The organism is Kitasatospora sp. NPDC059599, from assembly GCF_042735125.1.
Taxonomy (GTDB): domain Bacteria; phylum Actinomycetota; class Actinomycetes; order Streptomycetales; family Streptomycetaceae; genus Kitasatospora.
Map to the genome: position 1 here is coordinate 1 of NZ_JBHWCL010000035.1, position 18,383 is coordinate 18,383.

Annotated in this window: 19 protein-coding genes and 1 pseudogene; 11 read left to right on the forward strand and 9 right to left on the reverse strand. The window is 72.6% G+C overall.

Features of this window, described 5'->3' with window-relative positions; genetic code table 11:
- Positions 1–311 precede the first annotated feature (311 nt).
- The 4 genes and pseudogenes from ACFV04_RS15025 to ACFV04_RS15040 all read right to left on the reverse strand — a co-directional run bounded on the left by ACFV04_RS15025 (position 312) and on the right by ACFV04_RS15040 (position 2,940).
- On the reverse strand, positions 312–665 hold the full coding sequence (locus ACFV04_RS15025; RefSeq protein ID WP_380347600.1) for a beta/gamma crystallin domain-containing protein: 354 nt from the start codon (positions 663–665) through the stop codon (positions 312–314).
- Positions 666–1,140: 475 nt separating this feature from the next.
- Positions 1,141–1,314 (reverse strand): annotated as a pseudogene (locus ACFV04_RS15030) (aminoglycoside phosphotransferase family protein); the annotation flags it as partial.
- A 27-nt stretch (positions 1,315–1,341) separates the two neighbouring features.
- The gene (locus ACFV04_RS15035; protein WP_380529319.1) at positions 1,342–1,890 is read right to left on the reverse strand and encodes a hypothetical protein; all 549 of its coding nucleotides are present in this window, start codon (positions 1,888–1,890) and stop codon (positions 1,342–1,344) included.
- Between the two features lie 312 nt (positions 1,891–2,202).
- A complete protein-coding gene (locus tag ACFV04_RS15040) occupies positions 2,203–2,940 on the reverse strand; it encodes a helix-turn-helix domain-containing protein (protein WP_380347602.1) in 738 nt (245 codons plus the stop codon).
- A gap of 218 nt (positions 2,941–3,158) precedes the next feature.
- On the opposite strand from ACFV04_RS15040, the gene ACFV04_RS15045 reads away from it, so the two are divergent.
- Both ACFV04_RS15045 and ACFV04_RS15050 read left to right on the forward strand, forming a co-directional pair.
- A complete protein-coding gene (locus ACFV04_RS15045) occupies positions 3,159–4,121 on the forward strand; it encodes an ATP-binding cassette domain-containing protein (RefSeq protein ID WP_380347603.1) in 963 nt (320 codons plus the stop codon).
- Positions 4,118–4,921: an ABC transporter permease gene (locus ACFV04_RS15050; RefSeq protein ID WP_380529322.1), complete on the forward strand. Its 804-nt coding sequence runs from the start codon at positions 4,118–4,120 to the stop codon at positions 4,919–4,921. Before ACFV04_RS15045 ends, ACFV04_RS15050 begins: the two co-directional genes overlap by 4 nt.
- Positions 4,922–4,988: 67 nt before the next feature.
- Here ACFV04_RS15050 and ACFV04_RS15055 read toward each other — a convergent pair whose 3' ends face one another.
- Positions 4,989–5,315 (reverse strand): hypothetical protein, encoded by a 327-nt coding sequence (locus tag ACFV04_RS15055; RefSeq protein ID WP_380529324.1) that lies wholly within the window; start codon positions 5,313–5,315, stop codon positions 4,989–4,991.
- An 894-nt stretch (positions 5,316–6,209) separates the two neighbouring features.
- Here ACFV04_RS15055 and ACFV04_RS15060 point away from each other — a divergent pair.
- The 5 genes from ACFV04_RS15060 (at position 6,210) to ACFV04_RS15080 (ending at position 11,752) form a co-directional block, all read left to right on the forward strand.
- Complete coding sequence (locus tag ACFV04_RS15060) at positions 6,210–7,853, forward strand: MFS transporter (protein ID WP_380529326.1); 1,644 nt, start codon at positions 6,210–6,212, stop codon at positions 7,851–7,853.
- Positions 7,854–8,384: 531 nt separating this feature from the next.
- Positions 8,385–8,615, forward strand: a complete 231-nt coding sequence (locus ACFV04_RS15065) for a hypothetical protein (protein WP_380347607.1) — start codon at positions 8,385–8,387, stop codon at positions 8,613–8,615.
- 117 nt (positions 8,616–8,732) lie between these two features.
- A complete protein-coding gene (locus tag ACFV04_RS15070) occupies positions 8,733–10,124 on the forward strand; it encodes a hypothetical protein (protein ID WP_380529328.1) in 1,392 nt (463 codons plus the stop codon).
- Positions 10,125–10,164: 40 nt separating this feature from the next.
- A complete protein-coding gene (locus tag ACFV04_RS15075; RefSeq protein ID WP_380529329.1) occupies positions 10,165–10,827 on the forward strand; it encodes an adenylate kinase family protein in 663 nt (220 codons plus the stop codon).
- 97 nt (positions 10,828–10,924) lie between these two features.
- Entirely contained in the window at positions 10,925–11,752 is an 828-nt protein-coding gene (locus tag ACFV04_RS15080; protein ID WP_380529331.1) for a hypothetical protein, read from the forward strand.
- 103 nt (positions 11,753–11,855) lie between these two features.
- Here ACFV04_RS15080 and ACFV04_RS15085 read toward each other — a convergent pair whose 3' ends face one another.
- Both ACFV04_RS15085 and ACFV04_RS15090 read right to left on the reverse strand, forming a co-directional pair.
- Entirely contained in the window at positions 11,856–12,533 is a 678-nt protein-coding gene (locus ACFV04_RS15085; protein ID WP_380347610.1) for an NUDIX domain-containing protein, read from the reverse strand.
- Positions 12,530–12,913, reverse strand: coding sequence for a DUF4406 domain-containing protein (locus ACFV04_RS15090; protein WP_380347611.1), 384 nt, complete (start codon positions 12,911–12,913; stop codon positions 12,530–12,532). Before ACFV04_RS15090 ends, ACFV04_RS15085 begins: the two co-directional genes overlap by 4 nt.
- Positions 12,914–12,962: 49 nt before the next feature.
- Between ACFV04_RS15090 and ACFV04_RS15095 the strand changes: the two genes are divergently transcribed.
- The 3 genes from ACFV04_RS15095 to ACFV04_RS15105 all read left to right on the forward strand — a co-directional run bounded on the left by ACFV04_RS15095 (position 12,963) and on the right by ACFV04_RS15105 (position 15,190).
- A complete protein-coding gene (locus ACFV04_RS15095) occupies positions 12,963–13,721 on the forward strand; it encodes a DeoR/GlpR family DNA-binding transcription regulator (RefSeq protein ID WP_380347612.1) in 759 nt (252 codons plus the stop codon).
- Between the two features lie 158 nt (positions 13,722–13,879).
- Positions 13,880–14,557, forward strand: coding sequence for a hypothetical protein (locus tag ACFV04_RS15100; RefSeq protein ID WP_380529334.1), 678 nt, complete (start codon positions 13,880–13,882; stop codon positions 14,555–14,557).
- A gap of 66 nt (positions 14,558–14,623) precedes the next feature.
- Positions 14,624–15,190, forward strand: a complete 567-nt coding sequence (locus ACFV04_RS15105) for an SMI1/KNR4 family protein (RefSeq protein ID WP_380529335.1) — start codon at positions 14,624–14,626, stop codon at positions 15,188–15,190.
- Between the two features lie 165 nt (positions 15,191–15,355).
- Here the strand turns inward: ACFV04_RS15105 and ACFV04_RS15110 are convergent, their stop codons facing one another.
- Positions 15,356–15,856, reverse strand: a complete 501-nt coding sequence (locus ACFV04_RS15110) for an HIT family protein (protein ID WP_380347615.1) — start codon at positions 15,854–15,856, stop codon at positions 15,356–15,358.
- A 121-nt stretch (positions 15,857–15,977) separates the two neighbouring features.
- Here ACFV04_RS15110 and ACFV04_RS15115 point away from each other — a divergent pair, with 121 nt between their 5' ends.
- A complete protein-coding gene (locus tag ACFV04_RS15115) occupies positions 15,978–17,444 on the forward strand; it encodes a hypothetical protein (protein WP_380529337.1) in 1,467 nt (488 codons plus the stop codon).
- Between the two features lie 83 nt (positions 17,445–17,527).
- On the opposite strand, the gene ACFV04_RS15120 is transcribed toward ACFV04_RS15115, so the two are convergent.
- Complete coding sequence (locus ACFV04_RS15120; protein WP_380529339.1) at positions 17,528–18,106, reverse strand: suppressor of fused domain protein; 579 nt, start codon at positions 18,104–18,106, stop codon at positions 17,528–17,530.
- Between the last annotated feature and the right edge of the window lie 277 nt (positions 18,107–18,383).

Sequence of the window (18,383 nt, forward strand, 5' to 3'; positions counted from 1 at the left end):
GAAAGTAGGACGTGCTCTGGTAGCACCGCTGACGCCTGGCGAGGAATCGTTCTCCCTCGCGACAGGAAGAACACTAGCAGGTCAGCGGCCCGGAACCGACATCGACCCTTCCCCCGACAGCGGCACCGCAGTGCAACCCGCCCCACCCGCCGGCCGCGCCCTCAAGAGCGTGGCCGGCAGGCGGGGGCAGGGGCGGGCGGGGCCGGTTCGCGTCACGGGAACCGGCCTCGCCGTGGACGGGTACGGCGGGCTCCGTCGAGCGGCGATCCGGAGGCCCGGCACACCCGCACGGGCCGGTTGTCAGCCGGCCGTCACAGGATTTCGATGGACCGGACCAGCGGCGGACGGTTGGGGAACGAGATGTCGGTCCAGCGCGGGATCTTGACCGAGTCGCCGTTGGCGTCGTAGTAGATCAGGTCGTTGTTCCCGGTGGAGATCCGGTCGACCCACCAGTCGCCGAAGGAGGTCCGGCCGGCGTTCGCGTAGCAGTCCACGCTCTGGCTGCCGCCGTTGTGCGACCAGATCTTCAGGAAGTTCTCCCCGCCCCTGCACTCGATGTGGTCGATGGCGAAGGCGTTACCGGACGGGACGGCCACGGTGAACGCGGCCGCCGCGGCGAACGCGGCGGTCACGGTACTCACGATCTTCTTCGTTTTCGAAATCACTGATCCTCCTTGGTCGAATCACATGCGGATCGAATACCGAATCAGGAGACGCACTCCGCACCGAATGCCGGTTGCGTCGTGCCCGACCAGCTTCTCGGCGGTCGCGTACACGGTCAATCGCGTCCGCCGCCGACCGGTTGCGTATCGGTCATATCTGTCCGAACTTTCCGTGCACGATGGGTCCCGGTGGTGAACTGGTGGTGTCAGTGGGGCGTGGGTGACCTGCCCGGTGAACACCCGAACCACCGGCCCCGGCGGCGGCATCCGTCCCGGTCACCCCGCCCTGGCCTGGGGCGACGTGCCCGCCGGCCGCCGACCCTTCCGCCCCCCGGGACGGTCCGGCACCCGCCGGGGCGGCACCGGGACGGTGGAATGCGTGGAACCGGCCGTGCCATCACGGCGCGGGAGGCGCCCGGGCGGCGCACGGCCTACCCTTCGCGCCGGATGCCCGCCCGGCCGCCCGCCCGGGTAGGTGGGTGGGGGGCACCTCGAACAGCACGTTTCCGGGCTGGAAGTCCCGGTGCAGGAAACGCCCTTCATAGGCCGGCGCGGGCCCGCGGATCACGTCGATCGCCGCGGCCCACGCCGAAGCGTCGGCGCCCCCGGGTGTCACGACGGTGCCGGCGGTCGTCAGCGCCACGTACTCCCGGGCAACTCGACCGTGGTTCCGGCGAAGTCAGCGGTCGACGGCCGGCAGATCGTCATCGCACATGCCGGTCCTGCAGCACACGGGCAACCATGCGGCCGCGGTCTCCCGAACGCGGTGCAGGCGAGCCCGGTCGGGCTCTACCACCGTGAGGATCTCGAAGGCGGTGCCGGCCCGCGGCGACCGACCGGACATCACCTCCCCGTAGAGCAGCCAGAGACCCTGCACGGCAAGGTCTCGGCACAGCTCCGGTAGGTCGAGTCCCCGTCGAGCGGACTCCCAGGCCGTGCCCTCGCCCGCCACCATGCACTGGAGGAGGTCGAGGAACCACGCGCGAGCCGTTGGTGCAACGTCGTCCGCCAAGGCCGCCAGCGCAACGGACGTCACGGCAGGAGCCGGCTCCCACAGGACTGTCGGAGACCAGACGTGCTCTTCGAGGCTGACATGGCAGGGTCTCTGCAGGGGGCCCCTGCCCGCGAGCTGCAGCAGATCCCGGGCCAGGTGCTCTGCCGAGTCGCCGCACCCGCACAGCATGCCCTTCCAGTCCTGCCGGGCTATCTCCATCTCGACCAGTCGCATAGCTCCCACACTCTAGACAGCGCTTGCGAAGCCCGACGACGTGCAGGGCGGTGCCAGAACTCGCGAAGACGGGGTCGCAGTGGTTCTCGCCGACAAGACGACGCTGAGCACAGCACGGGTCAGTGGCCGTTCAGGCGCCGTGGTCGTCACTCGCAGGGCTCGGTGGGGCCAGGCAGGGTGCGTGCGGGCCGATGCCGATGTCGTGTTCCCGGACGGGAATGGCGTCGACGACGTCGAAGGGAAGGGCGGTCGAGTGGATGCGGACATCACGACGGGCGTGACGCGGCGAGGCCCGAGGTCGACGTGATCTGTTCAGTCGTCGGTCGCGGACGTCTTCCGAGGGTGGGCGGAGTAGACCTGGTGCCAGTGCTGGACCGAGCGAACCAGGTCGTCGATCACGTGCAGGAGGAACTGGCCGGTGTTCTCCAGGCGAGCGCCGGCAGGGGTGGTGGGCCCCAGTTTTCGGGCCCCGGTCCTGCAGGCTTCGGCGATCCGGGTCTGGGCGTGCGCGCTGGCCATGATGGAGTGGAACGCCACGTCGTCGTCGATGGAGTAGCGTTCGGCGCGGCTGTGAGGGTCGCGCTCGCGCTGGACGAGTGCCTGGCTCTCCAGGTAACCGATGGCCTTGGAGATGGAAGCGGGGCTGACGTGCAGGCGTCGCACGAGTTCCGCTGAGGTGAGGCTCCCGCTGTCGGTGGTGAAGAGCGCGGCGAGCACCCTGGCCATCATCTGTGGGAGCCCCGCCTGAATCATCAGTTCCATGCTCTGCGTGCCCACTTCGTCCATGAGCCGTGGGTCGCGCCCGCCGAGGTGGGCACCGCCTGGTGGCGGTGTCGGCGGAGTGGTCTTGCGCTGACGCGCGTGTCCCGTGCCGGCTCGGTGGGCCACCTCGGCGTGGTACCCGCGCGGCCCGCCGTTGCGCATCACTTCGCGGGTGACGGTGGAGGTCGGCCGCCCGATGCGGCGGCCGATGGCGGCGTAGGTCAGTTCCTCGCGCAGTCCTGCGGCGATCTGCTGTCGGTCCTGGAGGGTGAGTCTGTCACCGGGCATCGGGTGTCCTCCACCTGTCGGCGTCGCGGTCAGCCTAATGCAATGCCTCCCTGTTGCATTAGCCGGCATAAGCCATGCAACGATTTCACGAATCCGACCTGCAGGTATGAGGGTTGAGTCACCCGAACATGATTGACGAATAGATGAATGCAACGTAACTTTCGCTGAATTGTGAAGGCGCTCGTGTGGCGCCTGTCCGACCAGCGGAAGGGAAACCCATGACCACCGATCCCGGTCAACGCGCAGTCTCGGCGACGGCGATACGCAAGGCGTACGGCGACCACGTGGTGCTCGACGGCATCGACCTCGACGTCCCCGCGGGATCCGTCTTCGCGTTGCTCGGCCCGAACGGCGCCGGCAAGACCACGGTGGTGCAGATCCTGTCCACGCTCATCCGCGCCGACGCCGGTGACATGCGGGTCGCCGGCCGGGACGTGGTCCGGGAACCGGACGCGGTCCGTGCCGCCATCGGCGTCACCGGCCAGTTCTCGGCGGTGGACAGCTTCCTCACTGGCCGGGAGAACCTGCTGTTGATGGCCGGCCTGAACCGCCTGCCCCGCCGGGAACGGCGGCAACGTGCCGAGGACTTACTGGCCCGGTTCGATCTGGTGGACGCGGCCCGCAAGCCTGCGGCGACGTATTCCGGCGGGATGCGCCGCCGCCTGGACCTCGCGATGACGCTGGTCGGCCGGCCCCGCGTGATCTTCCTCGACGAGCCGACCACCGGACTGGACCCGCGTAGCAGGCGGACCATGTGGGAGATCATCCGCAGGCTGGTGACCGACGAGGGCGTCACGATCTTCCTCACCACCCAGTACCTGGAGGAAGCCGACCGACTCGCCGACCGGATCGCAGTCCTGCACCGGGGAAGGCTGGTCGCGGAAGGCTCGCCGGAGGAGCTCAAGCGGCAGGTCGGCGGCGGCCACATCACCCTGCGCTTCGCCGACCCGCGCAGCTACGATCACGCGGCCCGGACGCTGGACGTGCTGTCCCGCAACGACGAGACGTGCACCCTGCAGATCCCCGGCCAGGGCGATGTCCGGTCGTTGCGGGCACTGCTGGACCGGCTCGACCGCGCCTCGCTGACCGTCGACGAACTTCAGGTCCACACCCCCGATCTGGATGACGTCTTTCTCGCCCTGACGGGCAACCCGGTCACGGAACAGGAGCCCGCCCGATGAGCGCCGCTTCCAGCGCCGTTTCCCACGCCCTTGCCGACTCGGTGACCATGTTGCGCCGCCAGTTGCGGCACATGCTGCGCTATCCCACGCTCATCCTGACGGCCGCCGGGGTTCCGGTGGTCTTCCTGCTGCTGTTCGTCTACGTTCTCGGCGGCATCCTGGGAACCGGCCTCGGCGGGCCGTCGGGCGGGCGGGACGCCTACGTGAACTACGTCGTCCCCGGCGTCATCCTGATGACTGTGGCGACCTCGGCCCAGGGCACGGCGATCTCGGTGGCCATCGACATGACCGAGGGCATCGTCGCCCGGTTCCGCACCATGGCCATTGCCCGGGTCTCGGTGCTCACCGGTCATGTGCTGGGCAGCCTGATCCAGACCCTGCTGAGTATCGCCGCCGTCATCGGGGTCGCGCTGCTGGTGGGATTCGAGCCGACCGCGGACCCCGGTGCATGGCTCGGCGCGATCGGCGTGCTCGCAATGATCGTCCTCGCGCTCACCTGGCTGTCGGTCGCACTTGCCATGGTCGCGAAGAGCGTCGCCACCGCGAGCAACATGCTGACGCCGCTGATGATCCTGCCCATGATGGGCAGCGGGTTCGTCCCCACCGACTCGATGTCAGGAGGGCTGAAGTGGTTCGCCGAGTACCAGCCGTTCACCCCGTTCATCGAAACCCTGCGTGGGCTGCTGATGGGCACTCCGATCGGCAACAGCGCGACCCTGACCATCGGTTGGTGCACCCTGATCGCTCTGGGCGGCTACCTGTGGGCCAGGAAGCGCTACAACCGCGAGCCCACCAGGTGAGCGGTTCCGCAGTGTCGCGTGATCGCTGATCGTCCTCGACCCCCGGGACCCCTCCACGGCGGGACGTTCACACGCCGGGCCCGGGACGCGGTGGGTGGTGGTGCGCCGTGACGTCCGCCACGATCGCGCGACGGGTGTCGAGAGCAGCGGCCAGCAGGCGTTCGTCGAGTTCCGTCTCGGCGTCCCGGGTGGAGTCGTTGACGGGGATCCGGTCACGGCGGTCGATCAGCGCCGTCACGGCCGGCAGGGCGGGCCGTGCATGGCGCCCCATCGCCGCCAGGCACCCGAGGTAGTGCTCGCCGACCGTGTACTCGCCCACGTGCGGCGTGACGAGGGCGAGCAGTCGCGGCAGTGCGGACGGGCCCGCGTGCCGCAGCCACAGCGGGGCGCACACGGCCTGCGTACGTCCCGGCCACCGGAACGTGAGGTTGTACAGCTGGGCCGGCGGGCGCCGAGCCCGTCGGTGAGGACGGTGCGCACGACCGGGTCGGTGAGTTCGCCGAGGGCGGTGAGCGCGAGGTCGTGGCCCCCCGCGTGCACCACGAGCCTCGCGGCCCGGCGCCGCACCTCCTCGTCGGGGTCCGTGAGCCGTTCCAGCGCGGCGTTCGCGGCCTCGGGCCAGGGGGCACCGGACGCGAGGCCGTCGAGGAGATCCAGGACCTCACCGTGCACGACGGGATCGTCGGAGCGCACGAGGTGCAGGAGCCGGGCGGCGACGGGCCCGGAACGGTCGGCGCGCACGGCGTCGAAGATCGCGCTACGGGAAGGGTCGGCAGGCGTCGTGGCGGCTCCGGTGGCCACGGCCTCGTCCAGCCACTTCACCGGACGGGGCGGTGGCCGCCGTTCCGTGCAAGGGATTTGAGCATGCGGCCGATCGTGTCATGTGCGGCGGCGGCCCGGCCACGGATTTTCGGCGGACCGGCCACGGTCCTCGGTGGAGCGGCAGGCCTTGCGGTGGGACGGCAGGCCTTTCCGCTTCCACCGGACAGGCCGCCGGTTGATCCGTCGGCCGAGTCCTTCGAGAACTCCCGCACGGTGGCCGCGGCGACGTCGAAGTCGTCGGACCGACCGGGACGCCGTGGTGGACTTCCCGACCTGTCCGCTGTCCCCGGTCGCGAACGGGCGGCCACCGCCGTCACTGGCGAACACCAGGGCGGTGCGGAGACGTCCGGCGAACCGGTCCGGCGATTCCCGTCCGGCGATTCCCGTTCGGCGAACCGGTCCGGCGAACCCGTTCGGTTCGGCGAGGCACGTCGGAGCCGCACGTCCTCGGCGGGAAGATGCGTCCATGGTGGAGAGAGCCAACGCGTCGGAACGCCCGTCCGGGTTGGGCGGTGCCGCGGGACTGGTCCTGGTGACGCTGGCCGCGGGGCAGTTCGTGATGGCGCTCGACAGTTCCGTGATGAACGTGTCGATCGCGACGGTGGCGCAGGACGTGGGCACCTCGGTGACCGGGATCCAGGGTGCGATCACCGCGTACACGCTGGTGATGGCCGTGCTCATGATCCCGGGAGGCAAGGTCGGGGCGATCATCGGCCGCAGGCGCGCGTTCATGATCGGCTGCGTGGTCTACGGCTGCGGGTCGCTGACCACGGCGGTCGCGCCGAACCTGCCGGTGCTCCTGCTGGGCTGGTCGTTCCTGGAGGGGGTCGGCGCCGCGTTGATCCTCCCGGCGATCGTGGCACTGGTCGCCGGGAACTTCGCCGAGCGCCAACGCCCGGCCGCCTACGGGCTGGTGGCGGCCGCGGGGGCGATCGCGATCGCGCTCGGGCCGCTCATCGGAGGCGTCGCGACGACGTACTTCTCCTGGCGCTGGGTGTTCGTGGGGGAGGTGGTGGTGATCCTCGGCATCCTCGTGCTCGCACGGCGGGTGGCCGACGCGTCGCCGGCCCGGCGCCCCCGGGTGGACGTGGTCGGCGCGGTCCTGTCGGCGCTCGGGCTGGGCGTGTTCGTCTTCGGGGTGCTCCGTACGGACGAATGGGGCTGGTTCGTCCCGAAGCCGGGGGCACCGTCCTGGTTCGGACTCTCGCCGTGCGTCTGGCTGATGCTCGCGGGCGTGCTGGTGGTGTGGTTGTTCTTCCGCTGGGAGGAGTACCTGATGCGGCGGGAACGGGAGCCGCTCGTCGACCTGACGATGCTGCGCAACCGGCAGCTCTCGGGCGGTCTGACGATGTTCTTCTTCCAGTACCTCATCCAGATGGGCGTGTTCTTCGTCGTACCGCTCTACCTGTCGGTCGCGCTCGGCCTCTCCGCGCTGGAGACGGGCGTGCGGATCATGCCGCTGTCGCTCACCCTGCTCGCGGCGGCGGTCGGGATCCCGCGTTTCCTCCCGGAGGTGTCCCCGCGGCTCGTGGTCCGGCTCGGTCTGCTGGCGATGATCGCCGGTGCCGTGGTCCTGATGGCGGCCCTGGACACCGATACGGGTGCGGAGGTCACCACCGTTCCGCTGCTGCTGGTCGGCCTGGGCATGGGCGCCCTCGCGTCCCAGCTCGGCGCGGTCACCGTGTCGGCGGTTCCGGACGATCAGAGCGCCGACGTCGGGGGCGTCCAGAACACCGTCACCAACCTCGGCGCGTCGATCGGTACGGCGCTCGCCGGGTCGATCATGATCGCGGTGCTCACCACGTCCTTCCTGAACAGCGTGGACCGGAACCCGGCGATCCCCGACGAGGTCAAGAACCAGGCCACGGTACGGCTCTCCGGCGGCGTCCCGTTCATGTCGGACGACCAGCTCCGGGCCGCCCTCGACCAGGCCGGGACGAGTACGGAGGTGGCCCAGGCGGCGCTCGACGCCAACGCGCGCGCCCGGATCGACGGCCTCAAGGTGGCCCTGGCGATCCTCGCCCTCACCGGGCTCGTCGGGCTGTTCTTCGTGCAACGCATCCCGGTCACGCAGCCCGGTTCGGTCCGCGGCTCCGGCTCCGGTACCTGATCCTGGCCTGCCGAGCTGCTGGCCTTCCGACCTGCCGCCCGCCCGGCCGGCCTGTCTGCGGCGTGAGGCCGGCGGCTTGCGGTCGCCGCGTCGTTCGTCCACCCGGTCACCGCCGCCCGGTGCGCACCGGGCGGCGGGTGTTCGCCGGACACCGCACAGGTGCCGGCTCGGGGAGGGCAGCGCGCGGAGCAACATCTTCCGGATGGCATGTTCGCGGCCGGAAAATCCCAGGTCAAAGCCCTGTACGGCACACGGGCCGGGGTCTAGCATTCCGGACACGGCGACCCCACCGCAGTCGGGCCGCCGAGCAGAGCAGCCGCGCCTTCCGTCGGCGCGGCTGGCCTCCCCCACGGCCGGGGCTCGCGGACCACCCCCCTACTCCGCGAGCCCCCGGCCGTCTCCGCCCGTGCGGCCGGATCGGCCCCGAACCACCTTCGGGGGACGGTCTTGCGGCACGGTACGGCGCGGCACCGGCACGGCACGGGTGCCGTCGGGAACGGTCGGCCTGCGCGGGATGGCAGACTGCGGGCCATGAGTGATGATCAGTCCAGCCGTCCGGCCCGACTCCCGCTGACCCAGCCGTTCTCCCACCGTGACGCCGCAGTCGACCAGCCGTACGGCGAGCGCCTGGTGCCGGTTCAGCACCTGGACTCGCCCTTCGCCACCCCGGCCCTCGACGACGTGCAGACCGCGAGCGTCGGGCCGCAGGGCCGCCGCCGCACCCCGGAACCCGAGGCCCTCGACGCCCGGACGACCGCCTGATCCCGCCACGCCAGCCGCCCCGGCGCCGGACCGGTCCGGTATCCGGTCCGGCTGCCGGAGCGGGGCGGCGACGAGGTGTCGGCGGGGTGTCGGCGGTCGGCGCTACGGTCTCCTGCCATGGACGCTGCCGATCTCGACCACCAGGCCCGGACACGGTCCGACTGCATCCCGCCGGAGCTGGTCGCGCGGCTGCTCGAACGCGGCCACGCCGCCGTGGTGGAGCAGCAGGCCGGGCGCGGGGAGTGGTTCTGCGCCCGGGAGTGGGCGCGACTGTCGGGCGAGCGGGGCCGGCAGGCCGAGGCACTGGACGTGCTGGCGCCGTACCTGGCGACCGGCTGGTGGACGGCCACCGTGGCCGCGGCCGAGCTGCTGGAGGGCTGGGGCCGCGCCGAGGAGGCGATCGAGCTGACCCGCGCCCGGATGGCGACCGGGCACCCGACGGCCCTGGAGACCTACACGCGCCTGCTCGCCAGGAACGGCCGCGCCCCGGAGGCGTTCGCCCTGCTGGTGCCCCACGTCGACGACCCGGAGCTCGCCACCGCGCTGGTCGACGTCGCCGGCGCCGCGGGCCGGGACGAGGAGGCGGCAGTGCTGCTCGCCGCCCGGCTCCGGGCCGGCCACCGCTGCTCCGACTTCCCGTGGTGCTGCCGCGGCTTCCACCCCGACACCGCGCTCGGCCTGCTCGCGACGATCCGCGAGCGGCAGGGCCGGACCGACGAGGCGATCGCCCTCCTCCGCCGCCGGGAGAGCCCGCTCCACGAGGACGGCCGGCTCGCCGACCTGCTGGCCCGGCACGGCCGGCTCGAGGAACTGCGCGCCCACGCGGCAGTCGACGGACACGACCGTGCCGCCCGGCGGTTGGCGGAACTGCTGGAGGAACGCGGCGACGTGGCGGGCGCGATCGCGGTGTACGGCCGGGCCGACGGGCCCGCGGCCCGGCACCCGGGCCCGGCTTTCGACCTCGCGTGTTTCCTGGCCCGGCACGGCCGGGGCGGCGAGGCGATCGCCGTGCTGCGCACCCGGGCCGACGCCCACCCCGGCGACGACTGTTCCCTGCACGCCCTGTCCGACCTGTGCCTCCGGCTCGGCCGCCCCGAGGACGGCCTGGCGCACCTCGACGCCCTCGCCACCGCCCGCGGGGGCGAGGAGGAGTGGGACCTGTACCGGATACGGCTGCCGCTGCTCGCCGCCCGTGACGGCGTCGACGAAGCGGTCGCGCGGGCCCGTGCCCACCCCGAGGGCGACACCCCGTACGCGGCACGGGACATCGCCGAGCTGCTCGCAGGCGCCGGACGCGTCGAGGAGGCCGTCGCCGCCCTCGCACCGCACGCCGCCGAGAACCGGCATGACCTGGCCGGTCACCTCGTCGACCTCGGCCGCGTCGAGGAGGCGCTGGCCCTCGTGCGGCACACCAGGCCCCGACCGCCGGTCGTACCGACGATCCACCTGTGGTCGGACGAGCCGCGGTTCCGACGCTCCGCCCGGTTGGGGGCCGACCAGCGGCCATAGGGTGGGCGCGAACCCGGGGGAGAGATGGGTGGGTGTGCCGATGCGCATCGTCAACGTGGAGCCGCCGGCCTGGTTGTGGGACACGCCGGGCCAGTCGCTCGCCCGGGCCCTGGCAGTGCCACGCATCAACTTCGGCGATCTCCTCCGCCGTCACCTCCGCGAGGGCACCGAGCTGGGCCGCCGGGCCGCCGAGACCATGGAGTCAGGCGGCCTGCTCCCGGACGAACTCATGACCGCCGTCGTCCGCGACCACCTGCGCCGGGAGGCCCCTGCCGCCTTCCTCCTCGACCACCACCCGCGCAACGCCGCCCAGGCAGTGGCCCTGGACGAACTGCTCCGCGAACTCGGCACACCCCTCGACGGTGTGGTGCGGTTGCACCTTCCCGAGCAGGAGCCGGAGCGCCACGTCCGGAGCGTGGCCGACCGGCGGGTCCGCCGCGGCGCGTCGACCCACTACCACGAGCCGGCAGCGGGCACCCCTGCCGCCGAGGGCGCCTGCAACCTCTGCGGTGCCGACCTCTACCGGCGTCGGGACGACGAGGAGAGCAGGGCCCGCGGTCGGTTCAGCACGCACGAGGCGTGGGCGGAGCCCGTCGCCCGGTACTACTCCGCGCGGGACCTCCTCGTCTCGGTCGACGCCGTCGGCACGCCCGACGAGATAGCCGGTCGTGCACTCACCGCACTACGGCAGCACGGCAGTTGAGCGGATGACCGCCTGGTGCCGCCGGCCCGGCCGTGTCATCCTTCCGGGGAGGGAGGCCGGGGAGGGCCGCCTGATGTTCGGTGCTTCTGGGGGCGTCGTGGGATCGATCGGTGTGGTGTGCGCGGTGGCCGGGCTCGTCGGGGCGGGGCTGCTGCGGTGGCTGCCGGTCCGGGGGCGGACGGACGGTCTGACGGCGGCGGGGTTCGCAGGCGTGCGCGGGGGTTCGAAGGCTGCGCTGATGGTGGCCGTCGTCGAACTGCACCTCGCGGGGGTGCTCGACACCGACCGGCAGGGCCGCCTGCGGCGGGTGGTGCACGCCCACCCCGGGCGGGAGGCGACACCCCTGCACCGGGCCGCGCGGACAGCGCTCGGCCGGGACCTGTCCTGGGCCGACGCCGCGACGACCCCGCCCGTGCGGCGGGCCCGCGAGGAGATCCGCGCCGACCTGGTCCGGCGCGGCCTGCGCTGCGGCCCGGCCCGGCTGGCGATGTCGTGCCTGCTGGCCGCGGCCACCAGCGTCACGGCCGTGCTCGCCGCCACGCCGGGGGCCCGGTGGGCGGGCCTGCCCGTGGCCGCGCTCTCGCTGGTGCTGCTCTGCGCGCCGGCCCGCACCCTGGCCGGGCACCGGCTGCTGCGCGAGCTGCGCGGGCGGCACCCCCTGCCCCGGGCGGCGTCGTCCGGGGCCACGACGTCCGGGGCGGCGTCGTCCGGTGCCACGGTGTCGGGGGCCACGGCGTCGGGGGCCGAGGAGGCGGGACTGCTGACCGCGCTGTACGGCCGCCGGGCGCTGCGCCTGCTGCTGCCGGACTTCGCCGCCCGGGCCGCGCTGCTCGGCGGCCGGGTGGCGCGGGAGAGCGTCGCCCGCACCGGCGGCGGCCCGTACGAGGGGTCCGGCGCCGCCACGGCCTACAGCGGCGACCTCTGACGTCCCGGCGACGTCAGTCCCCGCCCCGTCCGTCCCCGCCCCGTCCGTCCCCGCCCCGTCCGTCCCCGCCCCGTCCGTCCCCGCCCCGTCCGGGGTGGCGGCGTCAGCAGGGGGCCGGTGCGGGGGCGAAGGGTCCGTCCAGGGCGGCCCATTGCAGGAGCAGGATGGTCTTGCCATCCGTGATGCGTCCGTCGCGGGTCATGGCGAGGGCGTCGGTGAAGGGCAGTTCGAGCACCTGGATGTCCTCGCCGTCCGCTTCGAGCCCGCCGCCGGTTCCGGTGCGGTCGGCCGCGGTGTAGGGGGCGGCGTAGAAGTGCAGGCGTTCGGTGACGGAGCCGGGGCTCATGTAGGCGTCGAGGACGTGGGTGAGCGGGCCGAGGGTGACGCCGAGTTCCTCGGCGGCCTCGCGCCGGATGGCGGCGGGCGGGTCGTCGCCGTCGAGCAGTCCGGCCGCGGCCTCGACGAGCATGCCGTCCGGGTGGTCGTTGACGTAGGCCGGGTAGCGGAACTGGCGGGTGAGCAGCACGAGGCCGCGGTCGGTGTCGTGGGGGAGGACGACGGCGCCGTTGCCGCGGTCGTAGGTCTCGCGCTGCTGGGTGGTCCAGTGCCCGTCGCGGCGCCGGTAGTCGAAGGTGGTGCGGCGCAGGACGTGCCAGCCCTGGGAGGTGAGTTCCACCTCGCGGACCTTGACGTCGGGGTTGCGGTCCAGGCCCCGGCCGGCCTCGTCGAGGCCGGTGCGGCCGCGGTGGTCGGGGGTGTCGATGCCGGGTCGGGTGTTCACGCGGTCTCCTGCGGGGTGCGGCGGGGGATCTCGTTGGTGTCGTGGTAGACGGGCAGGCCGCGGCGGCGGGCGGTGGCGACGTCCTGGTCGGCTCCGGTGGAGGCACCGGGGAGCCGCAGGACGGCGTCGCAGTGGGCGAGCAGGCGGTCGGCGGTCGGGTAGAGGACCTGTTCGGCGAGGGGGTCGGTGGGGCCCGCGCCGGCCGAGCGCAGGACGGGCAGGGCGATCCACTCCCCGATCACGGGGACGTGGCCGGCGGCGAACACCGGCCAGGCCGCGGCTTCGAGGCGGGCGAGGTTGGCGGCCATGGCCTGCGGGTCGCCGCCGGTTCCGGAGCGGTAGGGGCCGGCGATGAGGATGAGCATGGGCTTGTCGGTCATGGCGCGCTACGATACACGCAGAAACGTGCAAGAACAGGAGAAAGTACGGATGCTGGCTGCCGAGAGGCGTGACCACCTGCTGGGCCTGCTCACCCGAGAAGGCAAGATCGTCGCCAAACAGGTCGCCGCCGACCTCGGGATCTCCGAGGACAGCGTGCGCCGGGACCTGCGCGACCTGGCCGCCGAAGGGCTGTGCCAGCGCGTCTACGGCGGCGCCCTGCCCGTCTCCCCGGCCATCGCGGACTACGCCGCCCGCCAGACCGTCACCCCGGACGGCAAACAGCGGGTCGCCGCCGTCGCCGCCGCGCTCGTACGGCCCGGCAGCGCGCTGATCCTGGACGGCGGCACCACCGCCCTCGCCGTCGCCCGCGCTCTCCCGCCCGACCTCGCCTGCACCGTGATCACCCACAGCCCGACGATCGCGGCCGCCTTGCTCGACCACCCCCTGGCCGAGGTCTTCCTCCTCGGCGGCCGCCTCTTCAAGCACTCGGCGGTCACCTGCGGGGCCGCCGCGGTCGAGGCCGCCCAGAACGTCTCCGCCGACCTGTGCCTCCTCGGCGTCACCGGCGTCCACCCCGACGCCGGACTGACCACCGGCGACGCCGAGGAGGCCGCGATGAAGCGCGCCCTGGCCGCACGCGCCGCGGACACCTACATCCTCGCCTCGTCCGAGAAGATCGGCACCGCCTCCCGGTTCCGCGTCCTGCCCTGGGAGGACATCAGCGGACTGATCACCGACGCCGACCCCCACCACCCGGTCCTCGACCGCCTCACCGCGCACGGCGTGGCGATCCTGACGGCCGACTGACGGGTGACGGCTCCCACCGACGGCCACGGCGTGGACGCCGTGCGTGCCTGCGGACGTCCGCCGGGAGTCCCCCGCCCGCGACTCCCGGGGGCGGGGGCGGGGGGCCTCCGTACCTCTCGGCACGGGCGACGGGCTCCCGGCGTGGCATGCTGCCCCGCATGATCGACACTCCCGACGTCGGCCCCTCGGGCGCGACGTGGTCCTTCGCCACCGCGCGCGAGCCGGCCGAGTTCCCCGCGGTCGAGGTCGAAGGCGTGCCCGGCGTTGAGCACGCCGGCGGCCTGGGCCGGACCCTCTGCGGGATCCGCGGCCGCTACCTCAAGCTGTTCCTGCACCTCTTCGAGCCGCAGTCCCTCGCCTCGTGCCGCACGTGCCGGGCGCTCGCCGAAGCCGCGCCGTCCCGGCCGTGCGGGCAGGAACGCCTGCACGACCTGCTCCTCCAGGAGGCCGACGACGGGCCGCTGCGCACCGACCTGCTCACCTCGCTGCGCCGGGGCGCGCGGATCGCCATCTGGATCACCGGCCCCGCGAAGAGCCTCACCCGCTTCCACTCGCGGATCGACCGGATGACCGAGGAGGCCGGCCCGGCCGCCGAGGCGCTCGCGGCAGCCGGCACCTCCGTCACGCTCGCCCGCGTCGAGGACGCCGACCGGCAGTACCTCGTCGTCCTGCCGCCCGGCGGGCGCGCCCGCATCGCGCGCGGACCGGTGACTGCCGCTTCTTCCGCGGCTTCGCCAGGCCCTCGTGCTCCGGCCGCGCCGGTCGTGCCGGGGGCTGTTCCGCTGTCCGGGCCGTGCGGCGAGGACGGACGTCCCGAAGTGCTCGACACGTACTGACGACTTCCTTGTCAGTGGGACCGGCTAGGTTCTCCACCTGACGGCAACGGAGTTGGGGACACCACGATGAACGATCTCGACCAGCAGGTGCGGACCGCGGTAGCCGACGCTTGGAAGCGAATCGAGGACTGGTTGGCCGAACACGCGCCCGCGAGCCTCGCAGCCCTGGCAGGCCCTGCGACAACCGAGGAGATCGCCGCCGTCGAGCGGGCGTTGGGCCCTGCGTTGCCCGCCGAGTTCGCCGCCTCCCTCGCGATCCACCGCGCGGTCGACCTCAACGGCGCTCTGGCCGACGTCGAGCACCCCGACCTCTCCGAACTGCCGGGGCTCCGCGACCAGGAGGTGGAGGACTTCATGTGGTCCGTCGACGAGGTGCACGAGCAGATCCGGCTCGGCGACTGCTGGCGCAGCGGCTGGATTCCGCTGGGGCGCGAGGGCGACGGTTCGCTGTTCGTCCTGGACCTGGACCCCGCTCCGGCCGGCACGCACGGTCAGGTGCTCTACGCCGAGCAGGGCCTCGTTCCCGACACCGTCCGGTACGCGGGCTGGCTGGATGCCCTCCGCGCCGCCGCCACCGAGTTGGCGTCCGGGCACTACCACGGGGTGGACGGACTCATCGAGTACCGCGACTGAGGCCGGCCGTGACGGGCAGCTCCGGTCGTGGCCAGCTCCGGTCGTGACCGGGGGCGTCGGCGGCTTCCGTAGCTCCGGCCTACCTGGCGGACCGGGCGATCCGGCCGTGACGCAGCGACATCGTCCCGCCGTGGAAGGCCTGTTGCGCTCGTTCTCCGACGCGTCTCATCCCGCGCCTTCCGGAGCGGCGGCCGGCGCGGACAGCACGTCGAGCTGGTGGACGAGCGCCTCGCGCAGGGAGTCGTGCTCCGGCCCCAGCGCGAGCGCAGGATCGCGCCAGTTCTCCGCGGGGTACAGCCACACCGGGCGGCCGACGAGATCCGGACGCTCCCACTCGAACCGGGGCCACACGTGCGCGTGCAGGAAGTCGTCGGTGTTGCCGAGGATCTCCAGGTTCACGCGCCGGAACTGCGGGTCGAGGCTCCGGCAGGCCCGCTCCACGGCCTCGCCCAACCGGTCCATGTCCGCCAGGAACGCCATCCGTTTGGTCCGCGGAAGATCGGACAGGCGCCGCACACCGGGCTCGTCCACCAGCAGGACCGAATAGCCCGGCAGGAACTGCACGTCGCCGACCACCGCGAAGCCGGCGTCAAGCCGCCGGAGCACAGTGGGGTTCACGCCCTTCAGGGCGCTGCCGATCCTGTCGTCCCGCCAGTCGTCACCCATGACAGTGCACCCTATCCACGCGCGCCGTCGGACCGGGTCACGTACGGCACGTCACCCGCTCCACGCGCGGTGCCCCGCCCGCCGAGCCGGGGTTGTCGGTGGCGGTTCGTAGGCTGCCCGCGTGAACATCGACGATCTTTCCCACCAAGCGCGCACCCACGGCGGCGTCTACCCCTGGATGGCGCAAAGCCTCCTCGAAATGGGGCAGTTGGAGCTGCTGATCCGGGCGGCGCAGGAGCGCGGGGACTGGAACTGCGCGGAGGCGGCGGCGCGGGAGTTGTCCGCAGTCGGGGAGTTCGAGCGGGCGCTGGCGCTGATGGACCCGTTCACGGACATCGGCTGGAGGGCCGCCGAGTGGGTCACCGCCGAGATCATGATCCGGCGCGGCGAGGGCGACGAAGCGCTCGCGATGGTGCGCCCGGACGCGACCGAGCTGGGCGACGGCCACGTGTGCGCGCGCTACGCCGAGTTGTCGGCGAAGGCCGGGCGGGTCGACGAAGCCATCGACGTGCTCACGCCCCATCTCGGTGAGTTCTGGCTCCGGTCGCGCCTGGTCGACGTGACCGAGGGGCAGGGGCGCGACGACCGGGTCCTGGAGGTGCTCACGCAGGTGGCGGAGCGCATGGAGCGCATGGAGCGCGCGGAGCACACGGAGCGCGCGGGGTGCGAGCACTGCGGTCAATCGTGCGGGACGGCCCGGACGGCCCGCACGGACCGGTGGGACGTGCTGCTCCTGATCTCCCGGGTCCTGGAACGTGCCGGGCGTACGGACGAGGCCGTCGAGGTCCTGCGCGCCGAGACGGCCTCGGGCCGACGTCATCCCGTCAACTTCCCGGAGTACTACGCGGCACTCCTCGCCCGGCTGGGCCTGATCGACGAGCTGGGAGCCCTCGCCGCGGAAGATCACCGCTCCGCCTTCGACGTGTACGCGAAGGCGCTGGAGGACGCGGGGCGGGCACCCGAAGCGGAGGCCCTGCTGCGCAAGGGGATCGAGGACCACGACCACCCGAAGGACCGTGTGGCGCTGATGCACCTCCTCGTCCGCCAGGGAAGGATCGACGAAGCCGTCGAGACCGGCCGGCCCACCTACGCCTACTACGACTGCTGGAACCTCCTCCACTGGGCGCTGGAACTGCTCGTCGACGACGGCCGCCCCGGTCCGGCGCTCGAACTCCTGGAGGGCCTCACCGGCGCGTACGTCGAGGGGCACCCGGACCAGGTCCTGCGCCTGCGGCTCTGGCTGCTGCGCGAGGCGGGCCGCTGCGCGGAGGGAATCGCGGAGGCCACCGCCCTCAACGAGCGGGAGCCCGGCGAGTGGGACACCGCGCTGGCGCGGCTGCTGGAGCGGGACGGCCGCTCGGAGGAGGCACTGGCGCTTCTCCGCTCGTCCACCCACGACTCGGCTCACTTCGACCTGGCGGAGATGCTGATCAGGCAGGGCCGCCCGGCCGAGGCCCTCGCCGCCGTCCCGACGATCGCCGAGGGCCGCGCGGCCGCCGAGCGGCGGGAGCGGGAGGCGGCGGAGCGGCGGGAACAGGAGGACCCCTGGGCCGGGGCGGGCGAGTTCGTCCAGGAGCCGCCGTTCTGACCCTGCGGCGGTAGCGGGGTCCGCCGCCGGTGCGACCACGTCGAGCGGCGTTCGTTCGGGGCCTGACCCCCGGGTGCCGCGTATCAGACCACGGACGCCCGCCCGGGATCGACCGGGTCGATTTCCAGATCCTCGAATCGACTCTCCAGCGCTTCCAGCCCGGCCTCCCGTCGGAAGTCCTTCTCCGCCTCGGTGATCGGCAGCAGCCACAGGATCCGGGCATGGGCGTTGTCGCCCCACCTGCAGATCTCGAAGTCGGGCCCGAACGGATAGGGCAGACTCACCAGGTAGTGGTCACAGTCCGAGTCGTCGAGCCAGGGCCTGCCGATCGGCACGGTGTGTCCGACATCGAGCCGTTGGTGAGCCGGCCCGCAGTGGTAGAAGGCGTTCATCGTGACGCTCTCCAGGTTGAGCCACTCGTCGCGTGGCGCCGCGAGGAAGAACTCGATCCCGTGGCCGTCGTGTTGGGTCGAGTCCCAGCATCCGGACGTCACGTACAGCCACCAGTCGCCGGGATGAGCGGGGTGGACCCTGAACACCCGGAATCCGGGCACGCGTTCCTCGATCGGCCCCTCGACCCCCGGGACCTCGTCGATGACACGGCCGGGGAAGGTCGTGCGGAGGTGATCGAGCAGAGCGGTGCGAGCAGTGATGTTCGGCATCCGGCCATCATCTCCCCGGCGTCACCGCTTTGTGCCGGGGGGGGTAGCCACATGCGCTGATGTGCGCGGACCGACCACGGCCACAGCCACGGGTGGGAACCGTGAAGTCCTTCCTCTGAAAAGGAGTTCGTTGACGGAACACTGTGCCATCGGCAGGGTCACGTGACTTTCTCCGGTCTTCCGCCTCCGGCACAGGGCCTTTTCGCTTCGGGGGCGGGCTCGCCCGCGGCGCCCTTCTCGCGGAGGATGACGCCCCACGGGTGTGGCCGCGACGGTG